A 24,553-nucleotide genomic window follows, 5' to 3' on the forward strand; every position below is an offset into this window, starting at 1 on the left:
GTCAGTTCGGCTCGAATGGATACGGTTGCTGCCACTGCTCGAAAATCGGCTTCAGCTCGCCGCTCTTCACCAACTGCTCCATGCGCCGGTCGAACAGCGCCATCAGCGTGCGCGCTTGCGGTGTGTTGGCGAAGCACAGGTACAGCGGCAATTCGGCGATGTGGGTCTTGCGAAACTGCGTCGGATCCTTGGCCCGGCCGACCACGTAATCGATTTCGGTTTGCGCATCGATGTAATAGTCAGCGCGATTATGGGTGAGCATCGACAGGATCCCGGTACGTCGCACGACCTCATTGTAGTTGCGCACATTGGGCAAATAATCCTGATAGTCGTAACCGCGCACCCAGGCCAGACGATAGCTGCCGAGGGTTTCCGGGGTCGGTGACGGGTTGCTCGCCAGGCCCAGGGCATAGATGTGGTCGGTGTCGAAGTTCCAGCGCGGGTATAGCAGTTCGCTGGCCTCGTTTTTATACGAACCGACGCAGGCATCGACTTCGCCGCGCTCGGCCAGGCCCACGGAGCGCATGTAAGGCTCGGTGCGAATGTCGAGTTTCACCCCGGCCGGCTCGAACACCTTGCGCAGCACGTCCCAGCCCAGGCCATGGCCGTCGGCGGCGGTGTAGTCTTCCCAGTCTTCGCTGGCCAGATGGATGACCGCGGGCGTCGACGCAACTTCCTGCGCACTGGCGACAGTGCCCAGCAGGGTCAGAAACACCAGCGCCAGCCAGCGTCGAGCCATCCTTAGTCTCCTCACTTAACCCTGACGATCCGGGTCAGGCGAAAATCCACACCAGCCCCTGCATCGCCAGCCAGGCGAACACACCGGCCAGCACGTCGTCGAGCATGATGCCGACGCCACCGTGGACATGCCGGTCAATCCAGCGGATCGGCCACGGCTTGAGAATGTCGAAGAAGCGGAACACCAAAAACCCCGCGAGCAACCAGTACCAGCCTTCCGGCACCAGCCACAGGGTGATCCACATCCCGACCATTTCGTCCCAGACGATGCCTTCGTGGTCGTGCACCCGAAGATCGTCGGCGACCTTGCCGCACAGCCAGAAGCCGAACAGCATGGTGATTCCGAGCATCAGCCAGTAACCCCAGTCGGGCAACATCTGCCACAACGGGATAAAGGGTAGCGCAACTAACGAACCCCACGTGCCCGGCGCTTTCGGCAAGGTGCCGGAACCGAAGCCGAACGCGAGGAAATGCCAGGGATTGCGCCAGACCGACGGCGGAACGAATTCGGCCGGAACCTGTTTCGGGTGATCTGTCACGGTGTCTCCTGAAAATGTTGATAACCCCGGACTTGCGGGGTGATGTCGTGTCCTTCGCGATCCAGCAGCACCACACCCTGGCCCTGCGCCACACGCCCGATCACATGGATCGGCCAACCATCGGCCAGCAGCGCCGGCAACTCGACGGACGGTAGCGTGAACGCCAGCACATAGTCATCGCCGCCGCTCAACGCCGCCCGCTCGGCACCGCGCTGGCCGAGAAACGCCACTAAAGCATCGGACAACGGTACACGCTCACGTTCAACTTCGAGGCGAACCTGCGAGGCCAGGGCGATATGCCCGCAATCGGCGAGCAGGCCGTCGGAGATGTCCAGCGCCGCAGTGGCCTTGCCACGCAGTGCCTGACCGAGGGCCAGTTGCGGCTGGGGCGACCAGTAATGATCGAGCAACGGCTGAGCGATATCCGCCGCGGCCTCGCGCTGACCAAGCACCAGCGGCAAGGCACCGGCGGCATTGCCCAACTCGCCGCCGACACAGAGCAGATCGCCAGGTTGCGCGCCACTGCGGGTCAGGGCCTGCCCGGCCGGCACCCGACCGAACACCGTGACCGTCAGGCTCAAAGGCCCGCGCGTGGTGTCGCCGCCGACCAGCGTGACGCTGCAGCTCTGCGCCATGCGGTTCAAACCGTGGGCATAGGCTTGCAGCCAATCGGCGGTCACCGTCGGCACAGTCAGGGCAAGGGTAAAGGCAACGGGCGTGGCGCCCATGGCGGCCAGGTCGCTGACCGCGACGGCCAGCGAGCGCTGACCGAGCAGAAGCGGATCGCAGGGATCGGCGAAGTGCACGCCGGCCACCAGCGTATCGGTGGAGATCGCCAGCTGTTCCCCGGGGGGAACCGCCAGCAAGGCGCAGTCATCGCCAATCCCCAGGGCAACGCCCTCGCCGCCCTGCGCACAAGGCGCGGCGGCGAAGAAATTGCGGATCAGCTCAAACTCGCCCATTGCGATATCAAGCGCTGATCAGCGCTTGAACGCCTTGACTTCAGCTTCACGCAGGCGCGGAGCCAGCTTGTCGAGTACGCCGTTGACGAACTTGTGGCCGTCGGTCGAACCGAAGACTTTCGCCAGCTCGATACCTTCGTTGATCACCACGCGGTATGGCACATCGACACGCTTGAGCAGTTCCCAGGTGGACAGGCGCAGAACCGCCAGTTCAACCGGGTCCAGCTCTTCGATTTCGATGTCCAGGCAAGGCTTGAGTGCGGTGTCGATTTCAGTCTTGAACTGCGGAACCCCGTGCAGGATCTCGCGGAAGTAAGCACCGTCGACATCGGTGAAATCGTTATCAACGCGAAACTGCGCTTCGATCTCGTTCAGCGACGCCTTGGCCATGTGCCATTGATACAGGGCCTGAGTCGCGAGCTGACGGGCTTCGCGGCGCTTGACGCTTTTCGATGGCTTGCCAGCATCCGCAGGTTTCGGATCGCGCGGGTTGAAACGATCGCTATCGTCGCTAATCACTTGGCCTCCAACTGCGCCAGCAGGCTGACCATTTCCAGAGCGGACAGGGCAGCTTCAGCACCTTTGTTGCCGGCCTTGGTGCCGGAGCGTTCGATGGCTTGCTCGATGGAGTCAACGGTCAGGACGCCGAACGCGACCGGTACGCCGAATTCCATGGAGACCTGGGCCAGGCCCTTGGTGCACTCGCCTGCCACGTATTCGAAGTGCGGGGTGCCGCCACGAATGACCGCGCCGAGGGCGATGATGGCTGCGAACTCGCCTTTCTGGGCGACTTTCTGCGCAACCAGCGGGATTTCGAAGGCGCCAGGCGCGCGGATGATGGTGATGTCGCTTTCGCTCACGCCGTGGCGAACCAGGGCATCAACTGCACCGCTGACCAGGCTTTCAACCACGAAGCTGTTGAAACGGCCCACTACCAGAGCGTAGCGGCCTTTGGGGGCGATGAAGGTACCTTCGATGGTCTTCAGGGTCATTCGTCAGATCTCTTAAAGAGCCGGGACGCGTTTCGTACGCGTCCCTCAGTGATATTTGAACCGCGAATACAGCGTCGGAAATCGCACTCGGTGTTCACTTGCACATCTTTGTGGCGAGGGAGCTTGCTCCCGCTTGGGTGCGCAGCGCCCACAAGAGGGGCCGCTGCGCAGCCCAGCGGGAGCTTGCTCCCTCGCCACAATAAATCAAATATGCCTTGAGCGAACAACGAGGCCAAAACCCGGCGTCTTATTCGGAGGGCACGTATTCTACAACTTCCAGATCGAAACCGGATATCGCATTAAATTTCATTGGCGCCGACATCAGGCGCATTTTGCGCACGCCGAGGTCACGCAGGATCTGCGAACCGGCACCGACGATGCTGTAGGTGGTCGGTTTTTTCACCGCCGCCTGATCAGCGGTTTCGCGGATGTGCGCCAGCAACACGTCGCCATCGAGCGGGTGACCTAGCAACAGCACCACACCGCTGCCGGCCTCGGCCACCGCGGCCATCGCGGCGCGCAGGCTCCAGCGGCCTGGTTGCTTGACCATCAGCAGGTCGCGCAGCGGGTCCATGTTGTGCACGCGAACCAGGGTCGGCTCTTCGGCGCAAACGGTGCCCAAAGTGAGGGCCATGTGCACGTCGCCTTCCACCGAATCACGATAGGTCACCAGGTTGAATTGGCCCAGTTCGCTGTCCAGCGGCTGTTCGGCAATCCGCTGAACGGTACGTTCGTGGATCATCCGGTAGTGAATCAGGTCGGCGATGGTGCCGATCTTGATGTTGTGTTCGGCGGCGAACGCTTCCAGCTCGGCGCGACGGGACATGGTGCCGTCGTCGTTCATCACTTCGCAGATCACGCCGCTTGGTTCGAAACCGGCCATACGCGCCAAGTCGCAGGCCGCTTCAGTATGACCAGCGCGCGCCAGGGTGCCGCCGGCCTGGGCCATCAGCGGGAAGATGTGGCCCGGGCTGACAATGTCTTCAGCCTTGGCGTCTTTTGCCGCAGCCGCTTGCACGGTGCGCGCACGGTCGGCGGCGGAGATACCGGTGGTGACGCCTTCGGCGGCTTCGATCGATACGGTGAACTTGGTGCCGAAACCGGAACCGTTGCGTGGCGCCATCAGTGGCAGTTTCAACAGCTCGCAACGCTCGCGGCTCATCGGCATGCAGATCAGGCCACGGGCGTGCTTGGCCATGAAGTTGATGTGCTCGGCCTTGCAGCATTCGGCGGCCATGATCAGGTCGCCTTCGTTCTCGCGGTCTTCGTCGTCCATGAGGATGACCATCTTGCCTTGGCGGATGTCTTCAACCAGTTCTTCGATGCTATTGAGCGCCACAAGGCACCCCCTTCAGTCAGGATTTGAGGTAGCCGTTGGCGGCCAGAAAGCTTTCAGTAATAACGCCAGCGCTTGGCTCAGCAGCCTTGTCGCCGAGGAGCAAACGCTCCAGATAACGCGCCAGCAGGTCGACTTCCAGGTTCACCCGGCGACCTGGCTTGTAGGAGGCCATGATGGTTTCGCTCAGGGTGTGCGGAATGATCGTCAGCATGAATTCGGCGCCATCGACCGCGTTCACGGTCAGGCTGGTGCCGTCGACAGTGATCGAGCCTTTGTGGGCGATGTACTTGGCCAGCTCTTTCGGCGCGCGGATGCGAAATTCGACGGCGCGGGCATTGTCGCTGCGCGAGACGATTTCGCCGACACCGTCGACGTGACCACTGACCAGATGCCCACCGAGACGGGTGGTCGGGGTCAGGGCTTTTTCCAGATTGACCGGGCTGCCGCTTTTCAGGTCATTCATGGCGGTGCAGTCGAGGGTTTCGCGGCTGACGTCGGCAGCAAAGCCGTCGCCCGGCAGCTCAACCGCCGTCAGGCACACGCCGTTGACGGCGATGCTGTCGCCGAGTTTGACGTCGCTCAGGTCGAGCTTGCCGGTTTCGACATGCACCCGCACATCACCGCCCTTGGGGGTCAGTGCGCGGATACTGCCGATGGATTCGATGATGCCGGTAAACATGGGGTTCTCCTTGAGAACGAAGCCAGCGCTAAGGCGATGGCCGGGAATTATACGCTCGCCGAAAGGACCGGCGTCGCAGTGACTCGCCAGTCATCGCCAACCGCGCGGATTTCAGTGATTTTCAGCTCGGGAGCGTCCTTCATATAGGCCAGCGGCCAGTCCAGCAGCGGCCGCGCCGTGGAGCCGAGGAACTTGCCGGCAATGAAGATCACGAACTCGTCGACCAGACCGAGCTGAGCGAACGCGCCCGCCAGACGCGGGCCGGCCTCGACCAGCACTTCGTTGACGCCACGGTTGGCCAGTTCGACCAGCAGTTGATGCAGATCGACCTGACCGTCATCGCCCGGCACGATCAGACACTCCGGGCCATTGGCGTATTGCTCTTCGACCGCCATGCAGGTGGCGACCAGTGCCGGGCCGGCTTTGAAGAACGGCGCATCCAGCGGCACCCGCAGGCGCCCGTCGATCAGCACCCGCAGCGGCGGACGGCTCATGACCCGTGTGGTTTGCTCGGCATCCAGACCCAGTTCGTCGGCGCGCACGGTCAGGCGCGCGCCGTCGGCCAGTACGGTGTCGGCGCCGGTCAGCACCACGGCCGCCTGCGCGCGCAAACGCTGCACAGCGGAACGCGCGGCCGGGCCGGTGATCCATTGGCTTTCGCCGCTTTCCATCGCCGTGCGCCCGTCGAGGCTCATCGCCAGCTTGACCCGCACGAACGGCAAGCCGCGCTCCATGCGTTTCAGGAAACCTTGATTGAGCTGGCGCGCCTCGGCTTCGAGCACGCCGCTTTCGGTGGCGATCCCGGCATCAGCCAGACGCTGCAAGCCACGCCCGGCGACCTGTGGATTCGGATCGCGCATCGCGGCGACCACCCGAGCAACCCCGGCATTCACCAGCGCATCGGCGCACGGCGGCGTGCGCCCATGGTGACTGCACGGTTCAAGGGTCACGTAGGCCGTGGCGCCCCGAGCCAGTTCACCGGCAGCGCGCAGGGCGTGAACTTCGGCGTGGGGTTCGCCGGCGCGCTCGTGAAAGCCTTCGCCGACAATCTGCCCGTCACGCACGATCACGCAGCCAACCCGTGGATTGGGATGGGTGGTGTAGTGGCCTTTGCGCGCCAGTTCCAATGCGCGCGCCATGAAGTGGGCGTCGAGGATCGCCTGCTCGGCGGCGCTGGTCATTCTTTCACCGGTTCGCGGGCGAGGCGGTCGATCTCTTCGCGGAACTCGTTGAGGTCCTGGAAGCGCCGGTACACCGAAGCGAAACGGATGTAGGCCACTTCATCGAGCTTTTGCAGCTCGGCCATCACCAGTTCGCCGACCACGAGGGATTTGACCTCGCGCTCGCCGGTGGCGCGCAGCTTGTGCTTGATGTGGACCAGAGAGGATTCGAGGCGCTCGACGCTCACCGGACGTTTCTCCAGGGCGCGCTGCATGCCGGCGCGGAGTTTTTCTTCGTCGAACGGTTGGCGGCTGCCGTCGGTTTTGATCAGGCGCGGCAACACCAGTTCGGCCGTCTCGAATGTCGTGAAACGTTCGCCGCAGGCCAGGCATTCACGCCGGCGGCGCACCTGTTCGCCCTCGGCGACCAGACGCGAGTCGATGACCTTGGTGTCGTTGGCACCGCAGAAGGGACAGTGCATGGTGGCTGGCAACAAAAAAAGGGAGGGCCATGGTAGCGCATCCCGGTGGCAAGACAAGCCATAGGGTTTGCGGTATACAGACTGGCATGATCGTTTGATCCACGGATTTCATTTTCTGGAGCTGCCAATGTCGCTACGACCGCTCGTTTTGCTCAGTCTTTTCGCCCTGCTGGTGGCTTGCGGCAGCGACAAGCCCAAACCGCAACCGCCGACACCAGGCCCTGCACCACAACAGGCGCAGAAAAAAGCCAAAGAAGCAGCCGACTTCGGCCCGCTGCCGGCCTATCAACGGGAGCTGAGCGGCACCCTGCAAGGCGTGCCGGCCGGGGCTGAAGTCGAACTGGCGCTGCTGGTGATCGATGACAAGTCGCGCCCGCAACAACTGCTCGCCAGTTCCAGCCTGATCGGCAACAACCAGATCCTGCCGTTTCGCCTGCGCTTCAATCCGGAAGCCTTTCCGGCCGGCGCGCGGGTCGAGCTGCGCGGGCGCGCCACGCAGTCGGGCCAGTTGATCCTGCATCTGCCGTCGCAAACCATCACCCAGCCGACCACTCAGGCGCTGGGCCAGCTGCAATTTGTCAAAGCACCATGACGGCACCGCTCGACCTGCAACAGGCGCTGGGTGAATTGCTCGGTGATGCGCGGCTCAAGGCCTGTGCATTGCCGGGTACCGATTTGCAGCTGTGGCTGATCGACGGCGACAACATGGATCGTGAGTTCAGCCCGGACGAAACCCGGCGCATCCTTCACGAACCGCCGTATTGGAGTTTCTGCTGGGCCAGCGGTCTGGCGGTGGCGCGCCATCTGGCGCAGTTCCCCGAGTGGGTGCGTGGCAAGCGGGTGCTGGATTTCGGCGCCGGCTCCGGGATCGCGGCGATTGCGGCGGTCAAGGCCGGAGCGCTGGAAGTGGTGGCCTGTGATCTGGATCCGCTGGCGATTGCCGCGTGCCGGGCCAACGCCGAACTCAATGATGTGCAGATGAGTTATTCGACGGACTTCTTTGCCGAAGCCGATCGCTTCGATCTGATTCTGGTCGCCGACGTGTTGTACGACCGCGAAAACCTGCCGCTGCTTGATGCGTTTCTCAGCCGAGGCCGTGAGGCGCTGGTGGCGGATTCGCGAGTGCGGGATTTTCGTCATCCGTTGTATGAGCGGATCGAAATGCTTGAGGCGATGACCTTGCCGGATCTGGCGGAGCCGGAAGAATTTCGGCAGGTGAGCCTGTACCACGCGCGGCGCTAACCAAAAGCATCGCGGGCAAGCCCGCTCCCACAGTGACCGAGTCGAACCAACATTTCGTCTACGACACAGAACCCTGTGGGAGCTGGCTTGCCAGCGATGGCGTCCTGCCTAGCGGTACACCTCTCAAATCTGCCCCGCTTTCGGCCACACCCCGCCAAGCCGTATAGTTGCCCCATCCACGCTTTTACGAGATCCCCCATGAGTCAGCAAACGCCGTACATCTTCGACGCCTCGACTGCCGATTTCGACCAGTCGGTGATCGAAGCTTCCTTCAACAAACCGGTGCTGGTGGATTTCTGGGCCGAATGGTGTGCGCCGTGCAAGGCGTTGATGCCGATGCTGCAAGGCATTGCCGAGAGCTATCAGGGCGAACTGCTGCTGGCCAAGGTCAACTGCGACATCGAGCAGGACATCGTGGCCCGCTTCGGTATCCGCAGCCTGCCGACCGTGGTGCTGTTCAAGGACGGTCAGCCGGTGGACGGTTTTGCCGGTGCGCAACCGGAATCCGCGGTGCGTGCACTGCTTGAGCCGCATGTGCAGATGCCGGCGCCAGCCGCCGCCGATCCGTTCGAACAGGCTCAGGCACTGTTCGATGAAGGACGCTTCGCCGATGCCGAAGCGGCGCTGGTGGTGATGCTCACCGAAGACAACAGCAACGCCAAGGCGCTGATCCTCTACGCCCGCTGCCTGACCGAGCGCGGCGAACTGGGCGAGGCACAGGCCGTGCTCGACGCGGTCAAGAGTGATGAGCACAAGGCAGCCCTGGCCGGCGCCAAGGCACAGATCAAGTTCCTCGGTCTGGCCCGCGACCTGCCGGATGCCGCCGACCTCAAGGCGCGCCTTGCGCAAAATCCGCAGGACGACGAAGCGGTGTATCAACTGGCGATCCAGCAACTGGCGCGTCAGCAATACGAAGCGGCGCTGGAGGCCTTGCTCAAGCTGTTCATCCGTAATCGCAGTTATGGCGAGGGCCTGCCGCACAAGACCTTGCTGCAGGTGTTCGAGTTGCTGGGCAATGATCATCCGCTGGTGACCGCTTACCGCCGTAAGGTGTTTGCTGCGCTTTATTAAGATCAACAGATCGTCCGATCGCGGCCCGAACCTGCGGCAGCTCCTACAGGTTCACCATGTTTTGCGGATGAACCTGTAGGAGCTGCCGAAGGCTGCGATCTTTTGCGGCTCACTCGACCCAGCTGTAGAGCGGCGTATCGCCGCCGCTCGCCACTTTCACCTGTGAACTGTGGCGCAAGCGCACCAGCAAGCGTTTGCCCGCCGCCGCGCTGCCGGTCAATCCCTCAAGCTGCTCCAGCAAATCCGGCCCGCTGAGCTGCCCGGCCTTGCGCAACAGATCCTGCGCGACCTGCCACAACGCATCGTCCTGATTCAGCGGTTTGGCTGCCGGCACACTCACTGCCATTTCAGGCTGATCGCCCTGCGGCTGCGCGCCAAGGGCTGCGCCGAGCTTCACCCAATCGCTGTCATCCAGCTCCACCGTCAAATCCACCGGCGTCGCGCCAACGGTTCCGCGTATCCGCAACATCTGCTTCGCTCCTGCACATTTCTGACCTGCATGCTCCCACGGGACTTGTGCAACGCCAAGCGCACGGGCAAACTCTGCGGACTTTCGTTATAAGATTACATAACAAACTCTTCACTTTACTTTCCGGAGACCGCCATGCGTCGTCTGCTGCTCGCTTTGCCGTTTGCCCTGTTGCCGCTGGCCTTCGCCCACGCTGCCGATGAGCACGATCATGACCATGAGCACGGCAGCCTCGGTGCCCGCGAACATGGCGTCGGCCGCTTGAACGCCGCCCTCGACGGCCAGACCCTGGAGCTGGAACTGGAAAGCCCGGCGATGAATCTGGTGGGCTTCGAACACGCCGCCACCTCCGACGCCGACAAGGCCAAAGTTGTGGCCGCGCGCACCAAACTGGAAAACCCGCTGGCGCTGTTCAGCCTGCCAGCCGCCGCCGGTTGCAAAGTGGCCAGCCAGGAACTGCAAAGCCCGCTGTTCGGCGACAAGCCGGATGCTGACGAGCATGACGATGACGACCACGACGAAGTTGCCAAGGGCGGTGAAGCGCATCACCACGATCACAGCGAAATCCACGCCCACTACCAATTCACTTGCGCCACCCCGGGCGCCTTGAAGACCCTGGATCTGGCGAACATCTTCAATACCTTCCCGGCGACCCAGAAAATTCAGGTACAACTGATCGGCCCGAGCGGCCAGCAGGGTACCGAAGTGACCGCCAAGGCTGCCGCCCTGAAATTCTGATTGCCTGAAAAAATCCCCTGTAGGAGCTGCCGCAGGCTGCGATCTTTTGATCTTGCCTTTAAAAACAGGATCAAAAGATCGCAGCCTTCGGCAGCTCCTACACAGGCCCGTGATCAACCATGAAACTGGTGCCATGACCCAAGCACTCATCGAACTGTCCGACCTGGGCTTCAACTGGCCCGGTCACCCGCCGCTGCTGGACATCCCGGCGTTTCGCCTGGAACCGGGCGAAACCCTGTTCCTCAAAGGTCCCAGCGGCAGTGGCAAAACCACCCTGCTCGGCCTGCTCGGTGGCGTGCAGAAACCCGGGCGCGGCAGCATTCGCCTGCTCGGCCAGGAACTGACCGAACTGGGCGCCGGCGCCCGCGACCGCTTTCGCGTCGATCACACCGGCTACATCTTCCAGCAATTCAACCTGCTGCCGTTTCTCTCGGTGCGCGAGAACGTCGAGTTGCCATGCCACTTTTCGAAGCTGCGTGCAGAGCGGGCGAAACAGCGGCACGGCAGCGTCGATCAAGCCGCCGCCACCCTGCTCGCCCACCTGGGCCTGAAGGACGAAAGCATCCTCGGTCGTCGTGCCGATTCGCTGTCGATCGGTCAGCAGCAACGGGTTGCCGCCGCCCGGGCCTTGATCGGCCAGCCGGAACTGGTGATCGCCGACGAACCGACCTCGGCGCTGGATTACGACGCCCGGGAAAATTTCATTCGCCTGTTGTTCGCCGAATGCCGCGAAGCCGGATCGAGCCTGTTGTTCGTCAGCCACGACCAGAGCCTCGCGCCGCTGTTCGACCGTCACCTGTCCCTGGCCGAGCTCAATCGCGCCGCCACGTCTGCCGAGGTCTGAGATGTATCTGTTTCGTCTGGCCATGGCCAGCCTGGCCAACCGCCGCTTTACCGCCCTGCTCACCGCGTTCGCGATTGCCCTGTCGGTGTGCCTGTTGCTCGCCGTCGAGCGCGTGCGCACCGAGGCCAAGGCCAGTTTCGCCAGCACCATCAGCGGCACCGACCTGATCGTCGGCGCCCGCTCCGGTTCGGTGAACCTGCTGCTGTACTCGGTGTTCCGCATCGGCAACGCGACCAACAACATCCGTTGGGACAGCTTCGAACATTTCGCCAGCAACCCCAAAGTAAAATGGGCGATCCCGATGTCCCTCGGCGACTCCCATCGCGGCTACCGGGTGATGGGCACCACCGAAGCCTATTTCGAGCATTACCAGTACGGCCGCCAACAGCATCTGGAACTGGCTGATGGCCGGGCATTTGCCACCGATCCGTTCGAAGTGGTGCTCGGCGCCGAAGTCGCCGAAGCGTTGCATTACAAGCTCGGCGACCAACTGGTGCTGGCCCACGGCGTGGCGGCGATCAGTCTGGTCAAGCACGACGACAAACCGTTCACCGTGGTCGGCATTCTCAAGCGCACCGGCACCCCGGTGGATCGCACGCTGCACATCAGCCTCGGCGGTATGGAGGCGATTCACATCGACTGGCACAACGGTGTGCCGGCGCGTGGCAACGGGCGGATCACGGCGGATCAGGCACGCAACATGGACCTGACGCCGCAAGCGATCACCGCGTTCATGCTTGGCCTCAACAGCAAGATTTCCACCTTCGCCCTGCAGCGCGAAATCAACGAATTCCGTGGCGAGCCGATGCTGGCGATCCTGCCCGGCGTGGCGTTGCAGGAGTTGTGGAGCCTGATGAGTACCGCTGAAAAGGCGCTGTTCGTGGTCTCGCTGTTCGTGGTGCTGACCGGGTTGATCGGCATGCTCACGGCGATTCTCACCAGCCTCAACGAGCGTCGCCGCGAGATGGCGATTCTGCGTTCGGTCGGTGCGCGGCCGTGGCACATCGCAAGCCTGCTGGTGCTGGAAGCTTTCGCGCTGGCGCTGACCGGGGTGATCGCAGGATTGGCCTTGCTGTACATCGGCATCGCCGCCGCGCAGGGTTATGTGCAGGCCAATTACGGTTTGTATCTGCCGCTGGCGTGGCCGAGCGAGTATGAATGGACGCTGCTCGGTGGCATTCTGGCTGCCGCGCTGCTGATGGGCAGCGTGCCGGCCTGGCGCGCGTATCGCCAATCATTGGCCGATGGCCTGTCGATCCGTTTATGAGGATGTTCACCATGCCCCGCGCCGTACTCGCGCTGCTGTTGCTGGTTGCCCTGCCCGTGTGGGCAGCGGCGCCGAAAGACCTGACCTGGTCGGAGATGATCCCGCCGGACGCCGCGCCGGAAGTGCCGAACATGACGCCGTTGCACGACCTGTCGAAGATGGGCGATGCGCTGTCCGCCGAATCGGCGCCCGCCGCGAAACAGGACATGCCCAACGCACCGGTGGTGCAGAGCCTGGACGGTCAGAACATCCGCCTGCCGGGTTACATCGTGCCGCTGGAGGTCAACGAAGAAGGACGCACCACCGACTTTCTGCTGGTGCCGTACTTCGGCGCCTGCATCCACGTGCCGCCACCGCCGTCGAACCAGATCGTGCATGTGAAAAGCGAGCTGGGCGTGAAGCTCGACGAACTGTATCAACCGTACTGGGTCGAGGGACCGTTGCAGGTCAAGGCGTCCACCAGCGAACTGGCGGATGCCGGGTATCAGATGGCGGCGGACAAGATTTATGTGTATGAGCTGCCGGAGTGAATTCCGGCGGCTCTGTGTTGTTTTCAATGGCCCCATCGCTGGCAAGCCAGCTCCCACAGTGATCGAGTCGTTCACCCATTTTGTGATCACCAACGAAACCTGTGGGAGCTGGCTTGCCAGCGATGGGGCCGGCCAAGGTTCCACAAAAAACCATCCCTTCACTGTTTCATTGAGCTGAGTCAAAAGACCGTATCAGTTGGCTTCATACCATAGGACATCAGAAGCTTTTAACGTCCTTTTGGAGCCCCCATGAACAAGTCCTTGCTCAGCGCCTCGCTGTTTGCCCTCGCGCTCGCAGCCCCGCTCGCCCACGCCCACGAAGCCGGCGACATCATCGTTCGCGCCGGTGCGATCACCGTCAACCCGAAGGCCGACAGCTCCAGCGTCAAGGTCGATCAGGGTCCGTTGAGCGGCACCAACCTGGGCGGCAAGGCGACCATGAGCAGCGACACCCAGCTGGGTCTGAACTTCGCTTACATGCTGACCAACAACATCGGTATCGAGTTACTGGCCGCGTCGCCGTTCGAGCATGACGTGAAAATCAAAGGCACCGCGCTGCCAGCCGCCAACGGCAAACTCGGCACCCTGAAACACCTGCCGCCAACCCTCAGCGTCGTGTACTACCCGCTGGACGCGAAGTCGCCATTCCAGCCGTACATCGGCGGCGGCATCAACTACACCTGGATCTACGACGAGCACGTCGGCAGCGAAGCGCAGTCCAACGGCTTCGGCAACTTCAAGGCGAAAAACTCCTGGGGCCTGGCCTGGCAGGTCGGCGCCGACTACATGCTGACCGACAACATCATGCTCAACGCCCAGGTGCGCTACATCGACATCGACACCCGCGCCACCGTCGAGAACAACGCCGTGGCGCCGGGTACTCGTGCCAAGGTGAATGTTGATGTCGATCCGTTTGTGTACATGGTGGGTCTGGGCTACAAGTTCTAGGCAACATTCGAACATTCGCGTGGTGGTGAATGCGGGCTAATGTGGCGAGGGAGCTTGCTCCCGCTGGGCTGCGAAGCAGCCCAGAACAAGGCAAAAGCGGTGCTTCAGAAAAACCGCGTTGACTGAATTTGCGACTGCTGCGCATTCGAGCGGGAGCAAGCTCCCTCGCCACAGGGATTGCACCGAGCGTCAAAGCGATACCCCGCCCACAAAAAAGGCGCCTGCAAAGGCGCCTTTTTTGTTTTTTCGATTTAGCGTCCCAGCAACCGCGCCAGTCCCACGCGCATCGGCGTCGGCTCCGGCAGCTTGAAGCGTTGCAGCAAACGCGCGTTGTTCGCCCGCGAATGACGGATGTCACCGGAGCGTGCCGGGCCGTAGCTGATCGGAGGCAGCTCGCCGACCACGTCTTGCAGCGCTTGCAGCATCTGCTTGAGATTCATCGCCTGATTCCAGCCGACGTTCATCGCGCCCACTTCCACTTCAGGCTTGTCGATCGCCTGCACCAGCACATCGACCAGATCCTCGACATAGAGGAAATCGCGGGTCTGCTCGCCATCGCCGAACACGGTGATCGGCAGGCCTTTCTGTGCGCGTTCGCTGAAGATGCTGATGACCCCGGAGTACGGCGAGGACGGATCCTGGCGTGGGCCGAAGATGTTGAAGAAGCGGAAGATCACCGGTTCCAGACCGTGCTGGCGACGGTAGAAATCAAAGTAGTGTTCGCCGGCCAGTTTGTCCGAGGCATACGGGGTCAGCGGGGCTTTTGGCGTGTCCTCGTCGATGGACTCGCCTTCGCCGTTGTTGCCGTACACCGCCGCGCTCGATGCGTAGAGCACGCGCTTGACCCCGGCCTGGCGCATGGCTTCGCAGACATTCAGGGTGCCGATGAAATTGCTCTGGTGCGTCTTCACCGGATCGTCCACCGACGCCTGCACCGAGGCCACCGCCGCCAGATGCGCGACAGCGCTGCAGCCCTGCATCGCCTGCGCAACCAGCGCGGCATCGGCGACGTCACCGACGATCAGTTCGACCTGCGGGTTATCCAGTGGCAGGTTGGCGCGTTTGCCGGTCGAGAGATCATCGAGAATCCGCACCGAATGGCCGGTCGCAAGCAACGCATCCGTCAGGTGCGAGCCGATGAAACCGGCACCGCCGGTGATTAAAACAGGGCCTTCAGCCATGACGATAAAACCTATCCAGTAAAGCCGGGAGCGCGGCGCGCCAGGCGCGGGGCTTGATCCCGAAAGTGTGCAGAATTTTCTTGCAGGCGAGTACCGCGTGTTGCGGTTCTTCGGCGGCGTCCGGCCGCGCGGCATGGGCCTGAGCGGTCGGCGCTTCGATCGCCAGCGGATGCAGGCTGCGCGCCTCGGTCAGAATCGCCTGACCGAGCGCCAGCGGCGTGGTCGCTTCGTGGCCGGCGTAATGGTAAGTGCCCCACAGCGGCGCCGCGCAATCGAGTTGCTTGAGCACCGAAATGATCACCCGTGCCGCGTCATCCACCGGGGTCGGATTGCCCCGGCGGTCATCGGCCATGAGCAATTCGTCCGGTTGTTCGGCGCGGGCAAGGAAGCGCCCGAGGGTGCCTTCAGGGCTGTCATCGAGCAGCCAGCCGAAGCGCAGCAGCACGTGTTGCGGGCAAGTGGCGCGAACGCTTTGCTCGATGCGCCACAGCGCCTGACCGCGCAGGCCCAGCGGCACCGGCTCGTCTTTTTCGCTGTAGGCGGTCGCCCGCGAACCGTCGAACACCCGATAGCTGGAAGGCTGCACGAGGATGATGTTGTGGTGCTGGCACAGCTCGGCCAGCCGCTCGATGGCGCGTTCTTGCCCCGCCAGACGGATTTCGCTGACAGTCTCGGCCTGGAACCAGTCGAAATAGTAGGCGAGGTTGATCAACGCATCCGGACGGGTATCGTCGAGCAGTTGCGTCAGGCTCGCGGCATCCCAGCCGTCTTCTGGCGGGCGGGGGGCGAGGAAACCGATGTCTTCCTCTGCACCGAGGCGAATCAGCGCCTGCCCAAGGGCATTTCCGCCGCCCAGTAACATAAGGCGCATTCGCATAGAGTCAGCAGGCCCAGTCTGATTGGAACGATGGCTTTAGCGACGGTGCTTGTGACACCCGTCGTCGATAATTGCCGGAATCGTTGCATTTTGCGGGTTTAGTGCGCAACCGTCACCCGTAAAGTGCAGATCGCCGGGAATTGTGCCGAATCAACTGGCCCCATCGCTGGCAAGCCAGCTCCCACAGTGTTTTTTGTTGTTCACAAGTTTGGCAATCAACACTGAAACCTGTGGGAGCTGGCTTGCCAGCGATGAGGCCCTGATGAACAGCGCAGATCCCGAGCGGTACTTGCATCTTGTCGCCCTCACCCGCATAACTTGAGCATGAATCTGCCCATTCCCAAGGACGCCGCCCTGGCAGGCTTTCACCCCGCCGTCAGCGCCTGGTTCAGCAACACCTTCCCGACGGTGACCGCCGCCCAGGCCCGCGCATGGCCGTTGATCCGCCAGCGCCGCTCGACACTGATCGCCGCGCCCACCGGCTCCGGTAAAACCCTCACCGCGTTTCTCGCGGTGCTCGACGACCTCGTCCACCGTGGCCTGGAAAATCCTGACGGCCTGCCGCACGAAACCCTGGTGGTCTACGTTTCGCCGCTCAAGGCGCTGTCCAACGACATCCGCATCAACCTGCAGAACCCGCTGGCGGGAATCACCGAGCAGTTGCGCCAGATGGGCCTGCCCGAACTGCAGATCACCACGGCGGTGCGCACCGGCGACACTCCACAGAAAGACCGCGTCGCCATGCGCAAAAGTGCGCCGCACATTCTGGTGACCACTCCGGAATCGCTGTACGTGCTGCTTGGCTCCGAGTCCGGACGCAAAATGCTCGGCAGTACACGCACGGTGATCATCGACGAGATTCACGCCATCGCTGCCGGCAAACGCGGCAGTCATCTGGCGCTGAGCCTCGAACGCCTGCAGGCGCTGTGTGCCGAACCCTTGACCCGCATCGGCTTGTCCGCCACGCAAAAGCCGATCGATGCCGTGGCACGGTTTCTGGTCGGCACTGATCGCCCCTGCGAAATCATCGATATCGGCCACGCCCGGCCACGGGATCTGGGCATCGAAGTGCCGCCGGTGCCGTTGTCGGCGGTGATGTCCAACGATGTCTGGGAACTGGTTTATGACCGGCTCGCCGAACTGGCCCGCGAACACCGCACCACGCTGATTTTCGTCAACACCCGGCGCCTGGCCGAACGCCTTAGCCGACACCTCAGCGAACGTCTGGGCAAACACGCGGTGGCCGCGCATCACGGCAGCCTGGCCAAAGAATTCCGCCTCGACGCCGAACAACGGCTCAAGCGTGGCGAACTGCAAGTGCTGATCGCCACCGCCTCACTGGAATTAGGCATCGATATCGGCGAAGTCGATCTGGTCTGCCAAATATCCTCGCCGCGCTCGATTGCCGGGTTTCTGCAAAGGGTCGGGCGCTCCGGGCACCAGGTCGGCGGCACGCCCAAGGGCCGCTTGTTCGCCACCACCCGCGACGACCTGATCGAATGCGCCGCCCTGCTCGACTGCGTGCGCCGTGGCGAACTCGACACCCTGCACATCCCCGAGGCGCCGCTGGATGTACTGGCGCAGCAGATCATTGCCGAGGTCAGTTGCCGGGAATGGGCGGAAGACGCGCTGCTGGCGCTGTTCCGCCAAGCCTCGCCGTATCGCGATCTCGACGAAAAACACTATCAGGCGCTGCTGACGATGCTCGCCGAAGGCTACAACGGTCGTCAGGGCATCCGCAGCGCTTACCTGCACCGCGACGCCGTCAGCCGCACCCTCCGTGGTCGCCGTGGCGCGCAACTGACCGCCGTGACCAGTGGCGGCACCATCCCCGACAACGCCGACTACAGCGTGCTGCTCGAACCGCAAGGTCTGAACATCGGCAGCGTCAACGAAGACTTTGCCGTGGAAAGCATCGCGGGCGACGTGTTCCAGCTCGGCAATACCTCCTACCGCATCCTGCGGGTGGAAACCGGCAAGGTGCGGGTCGAAGATGCCCAGGGCCAACCACCGACCATTCCGTTCTGGCTCGGCGAAGCGCCGGGGCGCAGCGATGAATTGTCTGCGGCGGTGGCGCGCCTGCAAGCGACCCTCGACGAACTGCTCGGCGCCAGCCCGGGCGACTTGCAACCGGCGCTCGACTGGCTGACCGCAACCCTCGGCCTGAACCGCGCCAGCGCCGAACAACTGGTGGACTATCTCGCCCGCGCACGCCTGACTCTCGGCGCCCTGCCCTCGCAAGACACGTTACTGATGGAGCGGTTTTTCGACGAGTCCGGCGGCACGCAACTGATCATCCATTCACCCTTCGGCAGCCGCATCAACCGTGCCTGGGGCCTCGCGCTGCGCAAGCGTTTCTGCCGCACCTTCAATTTCGAGTTGCAGGCTGCTGCCAGTGAGGACGCGATTGTCCTGTCGCTGTCCACCAGCCACAGTTTCGAGCTGGATGACGTCTGGCGCTACCTGCACAGCAACAGCGCCGAGCACATCCTGATTCAGGCCGTTCTGGATGCGCCGTTGTTCGGCGTGCGCTGGCGCTGGAATGCCGGGGTGGCGCTGGCGCTGCCGCGTTTCACCGGCGGGCGCAAAGTCGCGCCGCAATTGCAGCGGATGAAAAGCGAAGACCTGATCGCCAGCGTGTTCCCCGATCAGATCGCCTGTCTGGAAAACCTCGCCGGTGAACGGGAAGTCCCTGAACACCCGCTGGTGGAGCAAACCCTCGACGACTGCCTGCACGAGGCCATGGACAGCGACGGCTGGCTCACTCTGCTGCGGCGTATGGAGTGCGGCGAGGTGCGATTGATCAGCCGCGATCTGCCGGCACCGTCACCGCTGGCGGCAGAAATTCTCAGCGCGCGGCCGTACAGCTTTCTCGACGATGCACCACTGGAAGAACGCCGCACCCAAGCGGTGATCAACCGGCGCTGGAGCGATCCGCAATCCACCGATGACCTCGGGGCACTGGACGCCGACGCCATCAACGCAGTGCGCGAGGAAGCGTGGCCGACGCCGGCCAACGTCGATGAAATGCATGAGGCGCTGATGAGTCTGGCGTGTGTCGCCGAGGCCGAAGTTCAGGCCAACGGGAATTGGCGTGAATGGCTGGATACGTTGACCGAAAGTGGTCGAGCCTGTCGCCTGATGATCAATCCTCAACATTCGTTGTGGTTGGCGCGTGAGCGCCTGACGTGCCTGTTGGCGCTTTATCCACAGGCCACGCTGCAACCGCAGCAGCAGGCCTTGCCTGGTTTCAACGAACCTTGGACGTTCGAGGAAGCACTGGTCGAGGTGGTCCGCGCGCGGCTCGGCGCGTTCGGCCCGCTGCCGCTCCCGGCTATTGCCGAACCGCTGGCGCTGCCCGCTGCACAAGTCGCACAAACCCTCGCGCAACTGGAGCGTGAAGGCTATGTGCTGCGCGGTCATTTCACCCCGGGTGTGGTCGTTGAAGAATGGTGCGAACGGCATCTGCTGGCGCGCATTCATCGCTATACGGTCAAGCGTCTGCGCCGGGAAATCGAGCCGGTAGCACTGCAGGATTTCATGCGTTTTCTGTTCGACTGGCAACACCTTTCCCCCGCTACACGCGGTCAGGGCAGCGCGGTGTTGCCGGCGATTGTCGGCCAGTTCGAAGGTTACCCGGCAGCGGCCTCCGCGTGGGACAGCGACATTCTTCCAGCGCGCTTGAAAGACTATTCGCCGAGCTGGCTGGATGAGCTGTGTCGCAACGGCAAACTGGTATGGACGCGCCTCAGCGCCCGGCAGAAAGTCAGCGGCACGGCGTTGCGCAGTACCCCGATCGTGTTGCTGCCGCGCAGTCAGGTCGGGTTGTGGAGTGCGCTGGCCGAGCAGACGCCGGTCAGTGAACTGTCGCCGAAAACGCAAAAGGTTTATGAGGCGCTGAATCAGCACGGCGCACTGTTTTTCGATGAGTTGATCCACGAAGCGCACCTGTTGCGCACCGAGCTGGAGATCGCCTTGCAGGAACTGGTCGGCGCCGGCCTGGTGAACGCCGACAGCTTCGCCGGTTTGCGCGCCCTGATCACCCCGGCGAGCAAGCGCCAGCAACGCAGCAGTCGACGCGGGCGCGGGGCATTTGTCGGCGGCATGGACGATGCCGGGCGCTGGGCGTTGTTGCGGCGCGGGCCACAAGTGGAAAGCGGTCAGATGGCGTCACCCGAAACTCTCGAACATGTCGCCATGACGTTGCTGCGCCGCTATGGCGTAGTGTTCTGGCGCCTGCTGGAGCGCGAGGCGGATTGGCTGCCGAGCTGGCGCGAATTGCTGCGCACGTTTCATCGGCTGGAGGCCCGGGGCGAGATTCGCGGCGGGCGCTTTGTCAGTGGTCTGGCGGGGGAACAGTTTGCCTTGCCGGAGGCGATTCCGTTGCTGCGGGAGGTACGGCGGCGGGCGCATGACGGCAGTTTGATCGCGGTGTGCGGGGTGGATCCATTGAACCTGGCGGGGACATTGTTACCGGGAGCGAAGTTGCCGGCGTTGGTAAGTAATCGGCTGGTGTATCGGGATGGTTTGCCGGTGGCTGCCGAGATTGCCGGCAAGCAGGTGTTCTGGACCGAGCTGGATCAGATCACCATGGAACAGGTGCGCAGCAAGCTGATCCGGCATTGATGTCGACAGGTCTGGCCCTTTCGCGAGCAAGCTCGCTCCCACAGGGGATCTGCGTCGTTCACAAATCCAATGTGGGAGCGGGCTTGCCCGCGAAGAGGCCGGCAATCCCAGCACAAAATCCGGCAATCAAGTACTCGACTTCTGCGGCACCTCGCTCGCTACCAATTCCCCCTCGCCCTGCCGCTTGGGCAACAAAACCTGCTGTGGATAAGTCTGCGCGAAATGCACCTCGGCGCTGTTATCCACAAGCTTTTTCAAACGCTGGTTGAACGCCCGGCTCACTGCATATTGCCCACCCGATACGGTACGGAACTGCGCCGTCAGCACCACCCCGTTCAAGTCCATCCGGTCCACCCCGAACACATCCAGCGGCCCTTGCAGGTTGTACTTGAGGAACGGGTCTTCACGGATCGAATCGCCAGTCTCGCGGATCAGCTCGATGGCCTTGTCGACATCGGTGTCGTAAGTGAACTGCACCGAGAAAAACGCATAGGCAAACTGCCGTGATTGATTGGTCACAGCCTTGATCTGGCCGAACGGCACCGAGTGCACAAACCCCTTGCCGTCACGCAGGCGCAGGGTGCGGATGGTCAGGCCCTCGACGGTGCCGGCATGCCCGGAATCGAGCACCACCCAGTCGCCGATCGACAGGGTGTCTTCGATGATAATGAACAGCCCGGTGATCACGTCCTGCACCAGTTGCTGCGAACCGAAACCGATCGCCAGACCGACCACCCCGGCACCGGCCAACAGCGGCGCAACGTTGATGCCGAGGTTGGCCATGGTGGTGATCGCGCAGATCACCACCAGGATGATTTTGATCGCGTTGCGCAGCAGCGGCAGGATGGTTTTCACCCGGGTGCTGGGCTGGCGCGACGAGCGTTTGCTCACCGGTGGTTTCAACGCTTCCTGAATCGCCGTGTCGAGCACCACCCACAACAGCCAGGTGACGAGGAAGATCAGGCCGATGCTGCTCAACGCGTTGCTGATCGCCCGGCCGATCGTGCTGCTCTGGGCGAAATCGAGCAGTGAGACGCCCCAGATCCGCCCGAGAATATCGATGAAGGCAATCGCAATGACGATCCGCAGCAACGCGTGCAACAGGCTGAGAAAGCGTTCCTTGTAAGCGCTGCTGCGCTGGATCGCTTCGGCTTTTCGCGACTTGAACAGGTGCTGGAGGATGGTGCTGAGGAACACCGTGCCGATCAGCAGCACGGTGGTGAACAGCGCACAACGCAGGGCCTTTTGATTGTCTTCGCCGATGCCGATCAAATTGACCGCTGAAACCAGCACCATCAACACAATCGGCCAGTACCAGAGCCCGGAAAAAATCCGCAGCGACTCCTGCAACGACGGCTGTTTCAGACGCTGCGCCAGCGGTCGGTTACGAATCAGATGCGCCACCGGCCGACGCAGGCGAATCACCAGCAGACCGAAGATGATCGAGGCGATCAGCCCGGTGAACACCGCAACGCTGCTGGTGATATTGCCGCCCAACTGACGGGCGATCTGTGGGCTGGTCAACGCATCACTGAGGGCGGCGAGAAAGCCGATCAGGAACAGCGGTTTCGGGCAGTAGTTGCGGATGATCCGCGCGGCCGGCCGTTTGTGCCCGACATTGAACATCACCACCACACACAACAGCATCGAGGTGGAGAAAATCCCGCTGCTGGTGGCGTAGGCAAAACACAGCGCCAGCGCCCGGCCGACCGAGGCTTGCAGAAAGTGGCTGACGTACAGCGTCAGCGGCAGGCAGATCAGCGCCGGCACGGTGTACGGCAGCAGGTAACCCGCCAGATCCTGACTGCGCTGGCGGGTGCGCAGCCAACGGCCCTGACTCAGCCGCCTGGCCAGCAGGCTGCCGAGCACCGTGAGCAGCGCGAAGGCGCCAAGCCACACGCCGGACAACATCAGGAAATCCCCGGCGACACTCCAGCCGGAGCGGTTCGACGGCTGGTTGACCAGTCTGTCGACTTCGTCCGCCGCACGGTCGGCACGCAGGCGCCAGGCGTCGACCAGATGTTCATTGAGATCGAGTTTGTCCTGCACGTCGTCGATGCTCGAACTGATTGCACCGAGCAGACCGCCCTGCACGATGGGCTCGGGTTTGGCCGGCTCTTCAGCAGCGGCTGGAACACCCGGCAGCGTGGCGGCTTCGAGTTCACTGGCGCCGAGAAACAGCAGCGCTCCCAGCAAAATGGCGATCCTGAACTTGATCAAAACTCCGATCCCTCTTGGCTGAACCTGTAAGGAACTGATCGGTAATTGTCTGGCAAGTTCAAGAGCACCCTCACCCCAGCCCTCTCCCCGAGGGAGAGGGAGCCGACCGAGTTGTGCTCTCGAGCTACATCGACCTGAAATATCCAGCCGAACTCAATATTGAGTGCAACCGAGATCAGCTCCCTTCCCCCTCGCCCCTTTGGGGGAGAGGGTTGGGGTGAGGGGGAGCGCTTTTGACCTTTGCGTCCAAGGCAAATATCAAATGCCCAACCCCGTATTTTTCCGCACAAGCCAAACCCCGACACTGCGCTCCATTCGAACCTCTACCGGAGTGCTGTCATGCCCATTGCCTTGCTCGCGCTGACCCTCAGCGCATTCGCCATCGGGACGACCGAGTTCGTCATCGTTGGCCTGTTGCCCACCATCGGCGCCGATCTCGGCGTCAGCCTGCCGTCCGCCGGGCTGCTGGTCAGCCTGTATGCGCTGGGCGTTGCCATTGGCGCGCCGGTGCTGACCGCCCTCACCGGCAAAGTCCCGCGCAAACTGTTGCTGCTGTCGCTGATGGTGCTGTTCACCCTCGGCAACCTGCTGGCGTGGATGGCGCCGGGTTATGAATCGCTGGTGCTGGCGCGGATCGTCACTGGCCTGGCGCACGGGGTGTTCTTCTCCATCGGCTCGACCATCGCCACCAGCCTGGTGCCCAAGGAAAAGGCTGCCAGCGCGATTGCGATCATGTTCACCGGCCTCACCGTGGCCCTTGTGACCGGCGTGCCGCTGGGCACCTTCATTGGTCAGCATTTCGGCTGGCGAGAAACCTTCCTCGCCGTCTCGGCGCTGGGTGTGATCGCCTTCATCGGCAGCCTGCTGTATGTGCCGAACAACATCGCCCACAGCAAACCGGCGTCCTTGCTGCAGCAACTGCAAGTGCTGAAACAACCGCGTCTGCTGCTGGTGTACGCCATGACCGCGATCGGTTACGGCGGCTCGTTCATCGCCTTCACGTTCCTTGCGCCGATCCTGCAGGACATCTCCGGTTTCAGCGCCGGCACTGTCAGCCTGGTATTGCTGGTGTACGGCGTGTCGGTGGCGGTCGGCAACATCTGGGGCGGCAAACTGGCGGACAAACGCGGGCCGATCAGTGCCTTGAAAATCATCTTTGCCCTACTCGCTGCCGTGCTGTTCGTGCTGACCTTCACCGCCGCCAATCCATGGCTGGCGCTGGCCACGGTGCTGGTGTGGGGCGCGGTAGCGTTCGGCAACGTGCCGGGGCTACAAGTGTATGTGGTGCGTCAGGCTGAACATCACACGCCGCACGCGGTAGACGTGGCATCGGGGCTGAACATTGCCGCGTTCAACCTCGGGATTGCCGGTGGTGCGTGGGGCGGCGGACTGATTGTCGAGCATCTGGGCCTGATTCACACGGCGTGGATCGGCGGGCTGGTGGTGTTGCTGGCGCTGGCACTCACAGCGTGGAGTGGGCGACTGGATCGCCTCGGTCCGACCTATGCCGAAAGCACTTCGCGAGTCGTCACCGGCCACTGATCCCACGATCCCCCTGTAGGAGCTGCCGAAGGCTGCGATCTTTTGATCTTGAAAAGCAACATCAAAAGATCGCAGCCTTCGGCAGCTCCTACAGGGGTCGTTAGTAA

Annotated in this window: 23 protein-coding genes; 10 read left to right on the plus strand and 13 right to left on the minus strand. The window is 62.7% G+C overall.

Translation table 11 applies throughout. The annotated features are described in order from the left end of the window. Position 1 precedes the first annotated feature (1 nt). From ABV589_RS11355 to nrdR, 9 genes are all read right to left on the minus strand, one after another. Complete coding sequence (locus ABV589_RS11355; RefSeq protein WP_367085881.1) at positions 2-739, minus strand: transporter substrate-binding domain-containing protein; 738 nt, start codon at positions 737-739, stop codon at positions 2-4. 34 nt (positions 740-773) lie between these two features. Continuing rightward, the gene (locus ABV589_RS11360) at positions 774-1,277 is read right to left on the minus strand and encodes a phosphatidylglycerophosphatase A (protein WP_007910933.1); all 504 of its coding nucleotides are present in this window, start codon (positions 1,275-1,277) and stop codon (positions 774-776) included. Continuing rightward, positions 1,274-2,239 carry a thiamine-phosphate kinase gene (thiL, locus tag ABV589_RS11365; RefSeq protein ID WP_367085882.1) on the minus strand — a complete coding sequence of 322 codons (966 nt, stop codon included), beginning with the start codon at positions 2,237-2,239 and terminating at the stop codon, positions 1,274-1,276. The genes ABV589_RS11360 and thiL overlap by 4 nt, the downstream gene beginning before the upstream one ends. 18 nt (positions 2,240-2,257) lie before the next feature. Beyond that, positions 2,258-2,758, minus strand: a complete 501-nt coding sequence (gene nusB / locus ABV589_RS11370) for a transcription antitermination factor NusB (protein WP_123588845.1) — start codon at positions 2,756-2,758, stop codon at positions 2,258-2,260. Next, entirely contained in the window at positions 2,755-3,231 is a 477-nt protein-coding gene (ribE, locus tag ABV589_RS11375; RefSeq protein WP_003228649.1) for a 6,7-dimethyl-8-ribityllumazine synthase, read from the minus strand. Before ribE ends, nusB begins: the two co-directional genes overlap by 4 nt. A gap of 247 nt (positions 3,232-3,478) precedes the next feature. Continuing rightward, positions 3,479-4,570: a bifunctional 3,4-dihydroxy-2-butanone-4-phosphate synthase/GTP cyclohydrolase II gene (ribBA, locus tag ABV589_RS11380; protein WP_007966103.1), complete on the minus strand. Its 1,092-nt coding sequence runs from the start codon at positions 4,568-4,570 to the stop codon at positions 3,479-3,481. 16 nt (positions 4,571-4,586) lie between these two features. Continuing rightward, positions 4,587-5,249 carry a riboflavin synthase gene (locus ABV589_RS11385; RefSeq protein WP_367085883.1) on the minus strand — a complete coding sequence of 221 codons (663 nt, stop codon included), beginning with the start codon at positions 5,247-5,249 and terminating at the stop codon, positions 4,587-4,589. A 47-nt stretch (positions 5,250-5,296) separates the two neighbouring features. Beyond that, positions 5,297-6,430: a bifunctional diaminohydroxyphosphoribosylaminopyrimidine deaminase/5-amino-6-(5-phosphoribosylamino)uracil reductase RibD gene (ribD, locus tag ABV589_RS11390; protein ID WP_367085884.1), complete on the minus strand. Its 1,134-nt coding sequence runs from the start codon at positions 6,428-6,430 to the stop codon at positions 5,297-5,299. Next, the gene (nrdR, locus tag ABV589_RS11395) at positions 6,427-6,891 is read right to left on the minus strand and encodes a transcriptional regulator NrdR (protein ID WP_003228656.1); all 465 of its coding nucleotides are present in this window, start codon (positions 6,889-6,891) and stop codon (positions 6,427-6,429) included. The genes ribD and nrdR overlap by 4 nt, the downstream gene beginning before the upstream one ends. Before the next feature lie 127 nt (positions 6,892-7,018). Here nrdR and ABV589_RS11400 point away from each other — a divergent pair, with 127 nt between their 5' ends. From ABV589_RS11400 to trxA, 3 genes are all read left to right on the plus strand, one after another. Further along, the gene (locus tag ABV589_RS11400) at positions 7,019-7,483 is read left to right on the plus strand and encodes a hypothetical protein (RefSeq protein WP_367085885.1); all 465 of its coding nucleotides are present in this window, start codon (positions 7,019-7,021) and stop codon (positions 7,481-7,483) included. After that, positions 7,480-8,133: a 50S ribosomal protein L11 methyltransferase gene (locus tag ABV589_RS11405; protein ID WP_367085886.1), complete on the plus strand. Its 654-nt coding sequence runs from the start codon at positions 7,480-7,482 to the stop codon at positions 8,131-8,133. The genes ABV589_RS11400 and ABV589_RS11405 overlap by 4 nt, the downstream gene beginning before the upstream one ends. 198 nt (positions 8,134-8,331) lie before the next feature. Next, entirely contained in the window at positions 8,332-9,204 is an 873-nt protein-coding gene (gene trxA / locus ABV589_RS11410) for a thioredoxin (protein ID WP_367085887.1), read from the plus strand. A gap of 109 nt (positions 9,205-9,313) precedes the next feature. On the opposite strand, the gene ABV589_RS11415 is transcribed toward trxA, so the two are convergent. After that, entirely contained in the window at positions 9,314-9,673 is a 360-nt protein-coding gene (locus ABV589_RS11415) for a hypothetical protein (RefSeq protein ID WP_367085888.1), read from the minus strand. Positions 9,674-9,808: 135 nt separating this feature from the next. On the opposite strand from ABV589_RS11415, the gene ABV589_RS11420 reads away from it, so the two are divergent. The 5 genes from ABV589_RS11420 (at position 9,809) to ABV589_RS11440 (ending at position 14,000) form a co-directional block, all read left to right on the plus strand. After that, positions 9,809-10,411: a DUF2796 domain-containing protein gene (locus tag ABV589_RS11420; protein WP_367085889.1), complete on the plus strand. Its 603-nt coding sequence runs from the start codon at positions 9,809-9,811 to the stop codon at positions 10,409-10,411. A 133-nt stretch (positions 10,412-10,544) separates the two neighbouring features. After that, positions 10,545-11,255: an ABC transporter ATP-binding protein gene (locus ABV589_RS11425; RefSeq protein ID WP_007966120.1), complete on the plus strand. Its 711-nt coding sequence runs from the start codon at positions 10,545-10,547 to the stop codon at positions 11,253-11,255. A 1-nt stretch (position 11,256) separates the two neighbouring features. Continuing rightward, entirely contained in the window at positions 11,257-12,522 is a 1,266-nt protein-coding gene (locus ABV589_RS11430; protein WP_247268921.1) for an ABC transporter permease, read from the plus strand. Positions 12,523-12,533: 11 nt separating this feature from the next. Then, on the plus strand, positions 12,534-13,052 hold the full coding sequence (locus ABV589_RS11435; protein WP_047296927.1) for a DUF3299 domain-containing protein: 519 nt from the start codon (positions 12,534-12,536) through the stop codon (positions 13,050-13,052). Positions 13,053-13,301: 249 nt separating this feature from the next. Then, the gene (locus tag ABV589_RS11440; protein ID WP_108590069.1) at positions 13,302-14,000 is read left to right on the plus strand and encodes an OmpW family outer membrane protein; all 699 of its coding nucleotides are present in this window, start codon (positions 13,302-13,304) and stop codon (positions 13,998-14,000) included. A gap of 251 nt (positions 14,001-14,251) precedes the next feature. Here ABV589_RS11440 and ABV589_RS11445 read toward each other — a convergent pair whose 3' ends face one another. Both ABV589_RS11445 and ABV589_RS11450 read right to left on the minus strand, forming a co-directional pair. After that, positions 14,252-15,181, minus strand: a complete 930-nt coding sequence (locus tag ABV589_RS11445) for an NAD-dependent epimerase/dehydratase family protein (protein WP_367085890.1) — start codon at positions 15,179-15,181, stop codon at positions 14,252-14,254. Further along, on the minus strand, positions 15,174-16,058 hold the full coding sequence (locus ABV589_RS11450; RefSeq protein WP_367085891.1) for a sugar nucleotide-binding protein: 885 nt from the start codon (positions 16,056-16,058) through the stop codon (positions 15,174-15,176). The genes ABV589_RS11445 and ABV589_RS11450 overlap by 8 nt, the downstream gene beginning before the upstream one ends. Positions 16,059-16,382: 324 nt before the next feature. On the opposite strand from ABV589_RS11450, the gene ABV589_RS11455 reads away from it, so the two are divergent. Continuing rightward, the gene (locus tag ABV589_RS11455) at positions 16,383-20,684 is read left to right on the plus strand and encodes a DEAD/DEAH box helicase (RefSeq protein WP_367085892.1); all 4,302 of its coding nucleotides are present in this window, start codon (positions 16,383-16,385) and stop codon (positions 20,682-20,684) included. Between the two features lie 126 nt (positions 20,685-20,810). Here the strand turns inward: ABV589_RS11455 and ABV589_RS11460 are convergent, their stop codons facing one another. Continuing rightward, on the minus strand, positions 20,811-22,904 hold the full coding sequence (locus tag ABV589_RS11460; protein ID WP_367085893.1) for a mechanosensitive ion channel family protein: 2,094 nt from the start codon (positions 22,902-22,904) through the stop codon (positions 20,811-20,813). Positions 22,905-23,243: 339 nt separating this feature from the next. Here ABV589_RS11460 and ABV589_RS11465 point away from each other — a divergent pair, with 339 nt between their 5' ends. After that, entirely contained in the window at positions 23,244-24,446 is a 1,203-nt protein-coding gene (locus ABV589_RS11465; protein ID WP_367085894.1) for an MFS transporter, read from the plus strand. The last annotated feature ends 107 nt before the right edge of the window (positions 24,447-24,553 follow it).

Origin of the sequence: Pseudomonas sp. HOU2 (assembly GCF_040729435.1) — a bacterium.
Taxonomy (GTDB): Bacteria; Pseudomonadota; Gammaproteobacteria; order Pseudomonadales; family Pseudomonadaceae; genus Aquipseudomonas.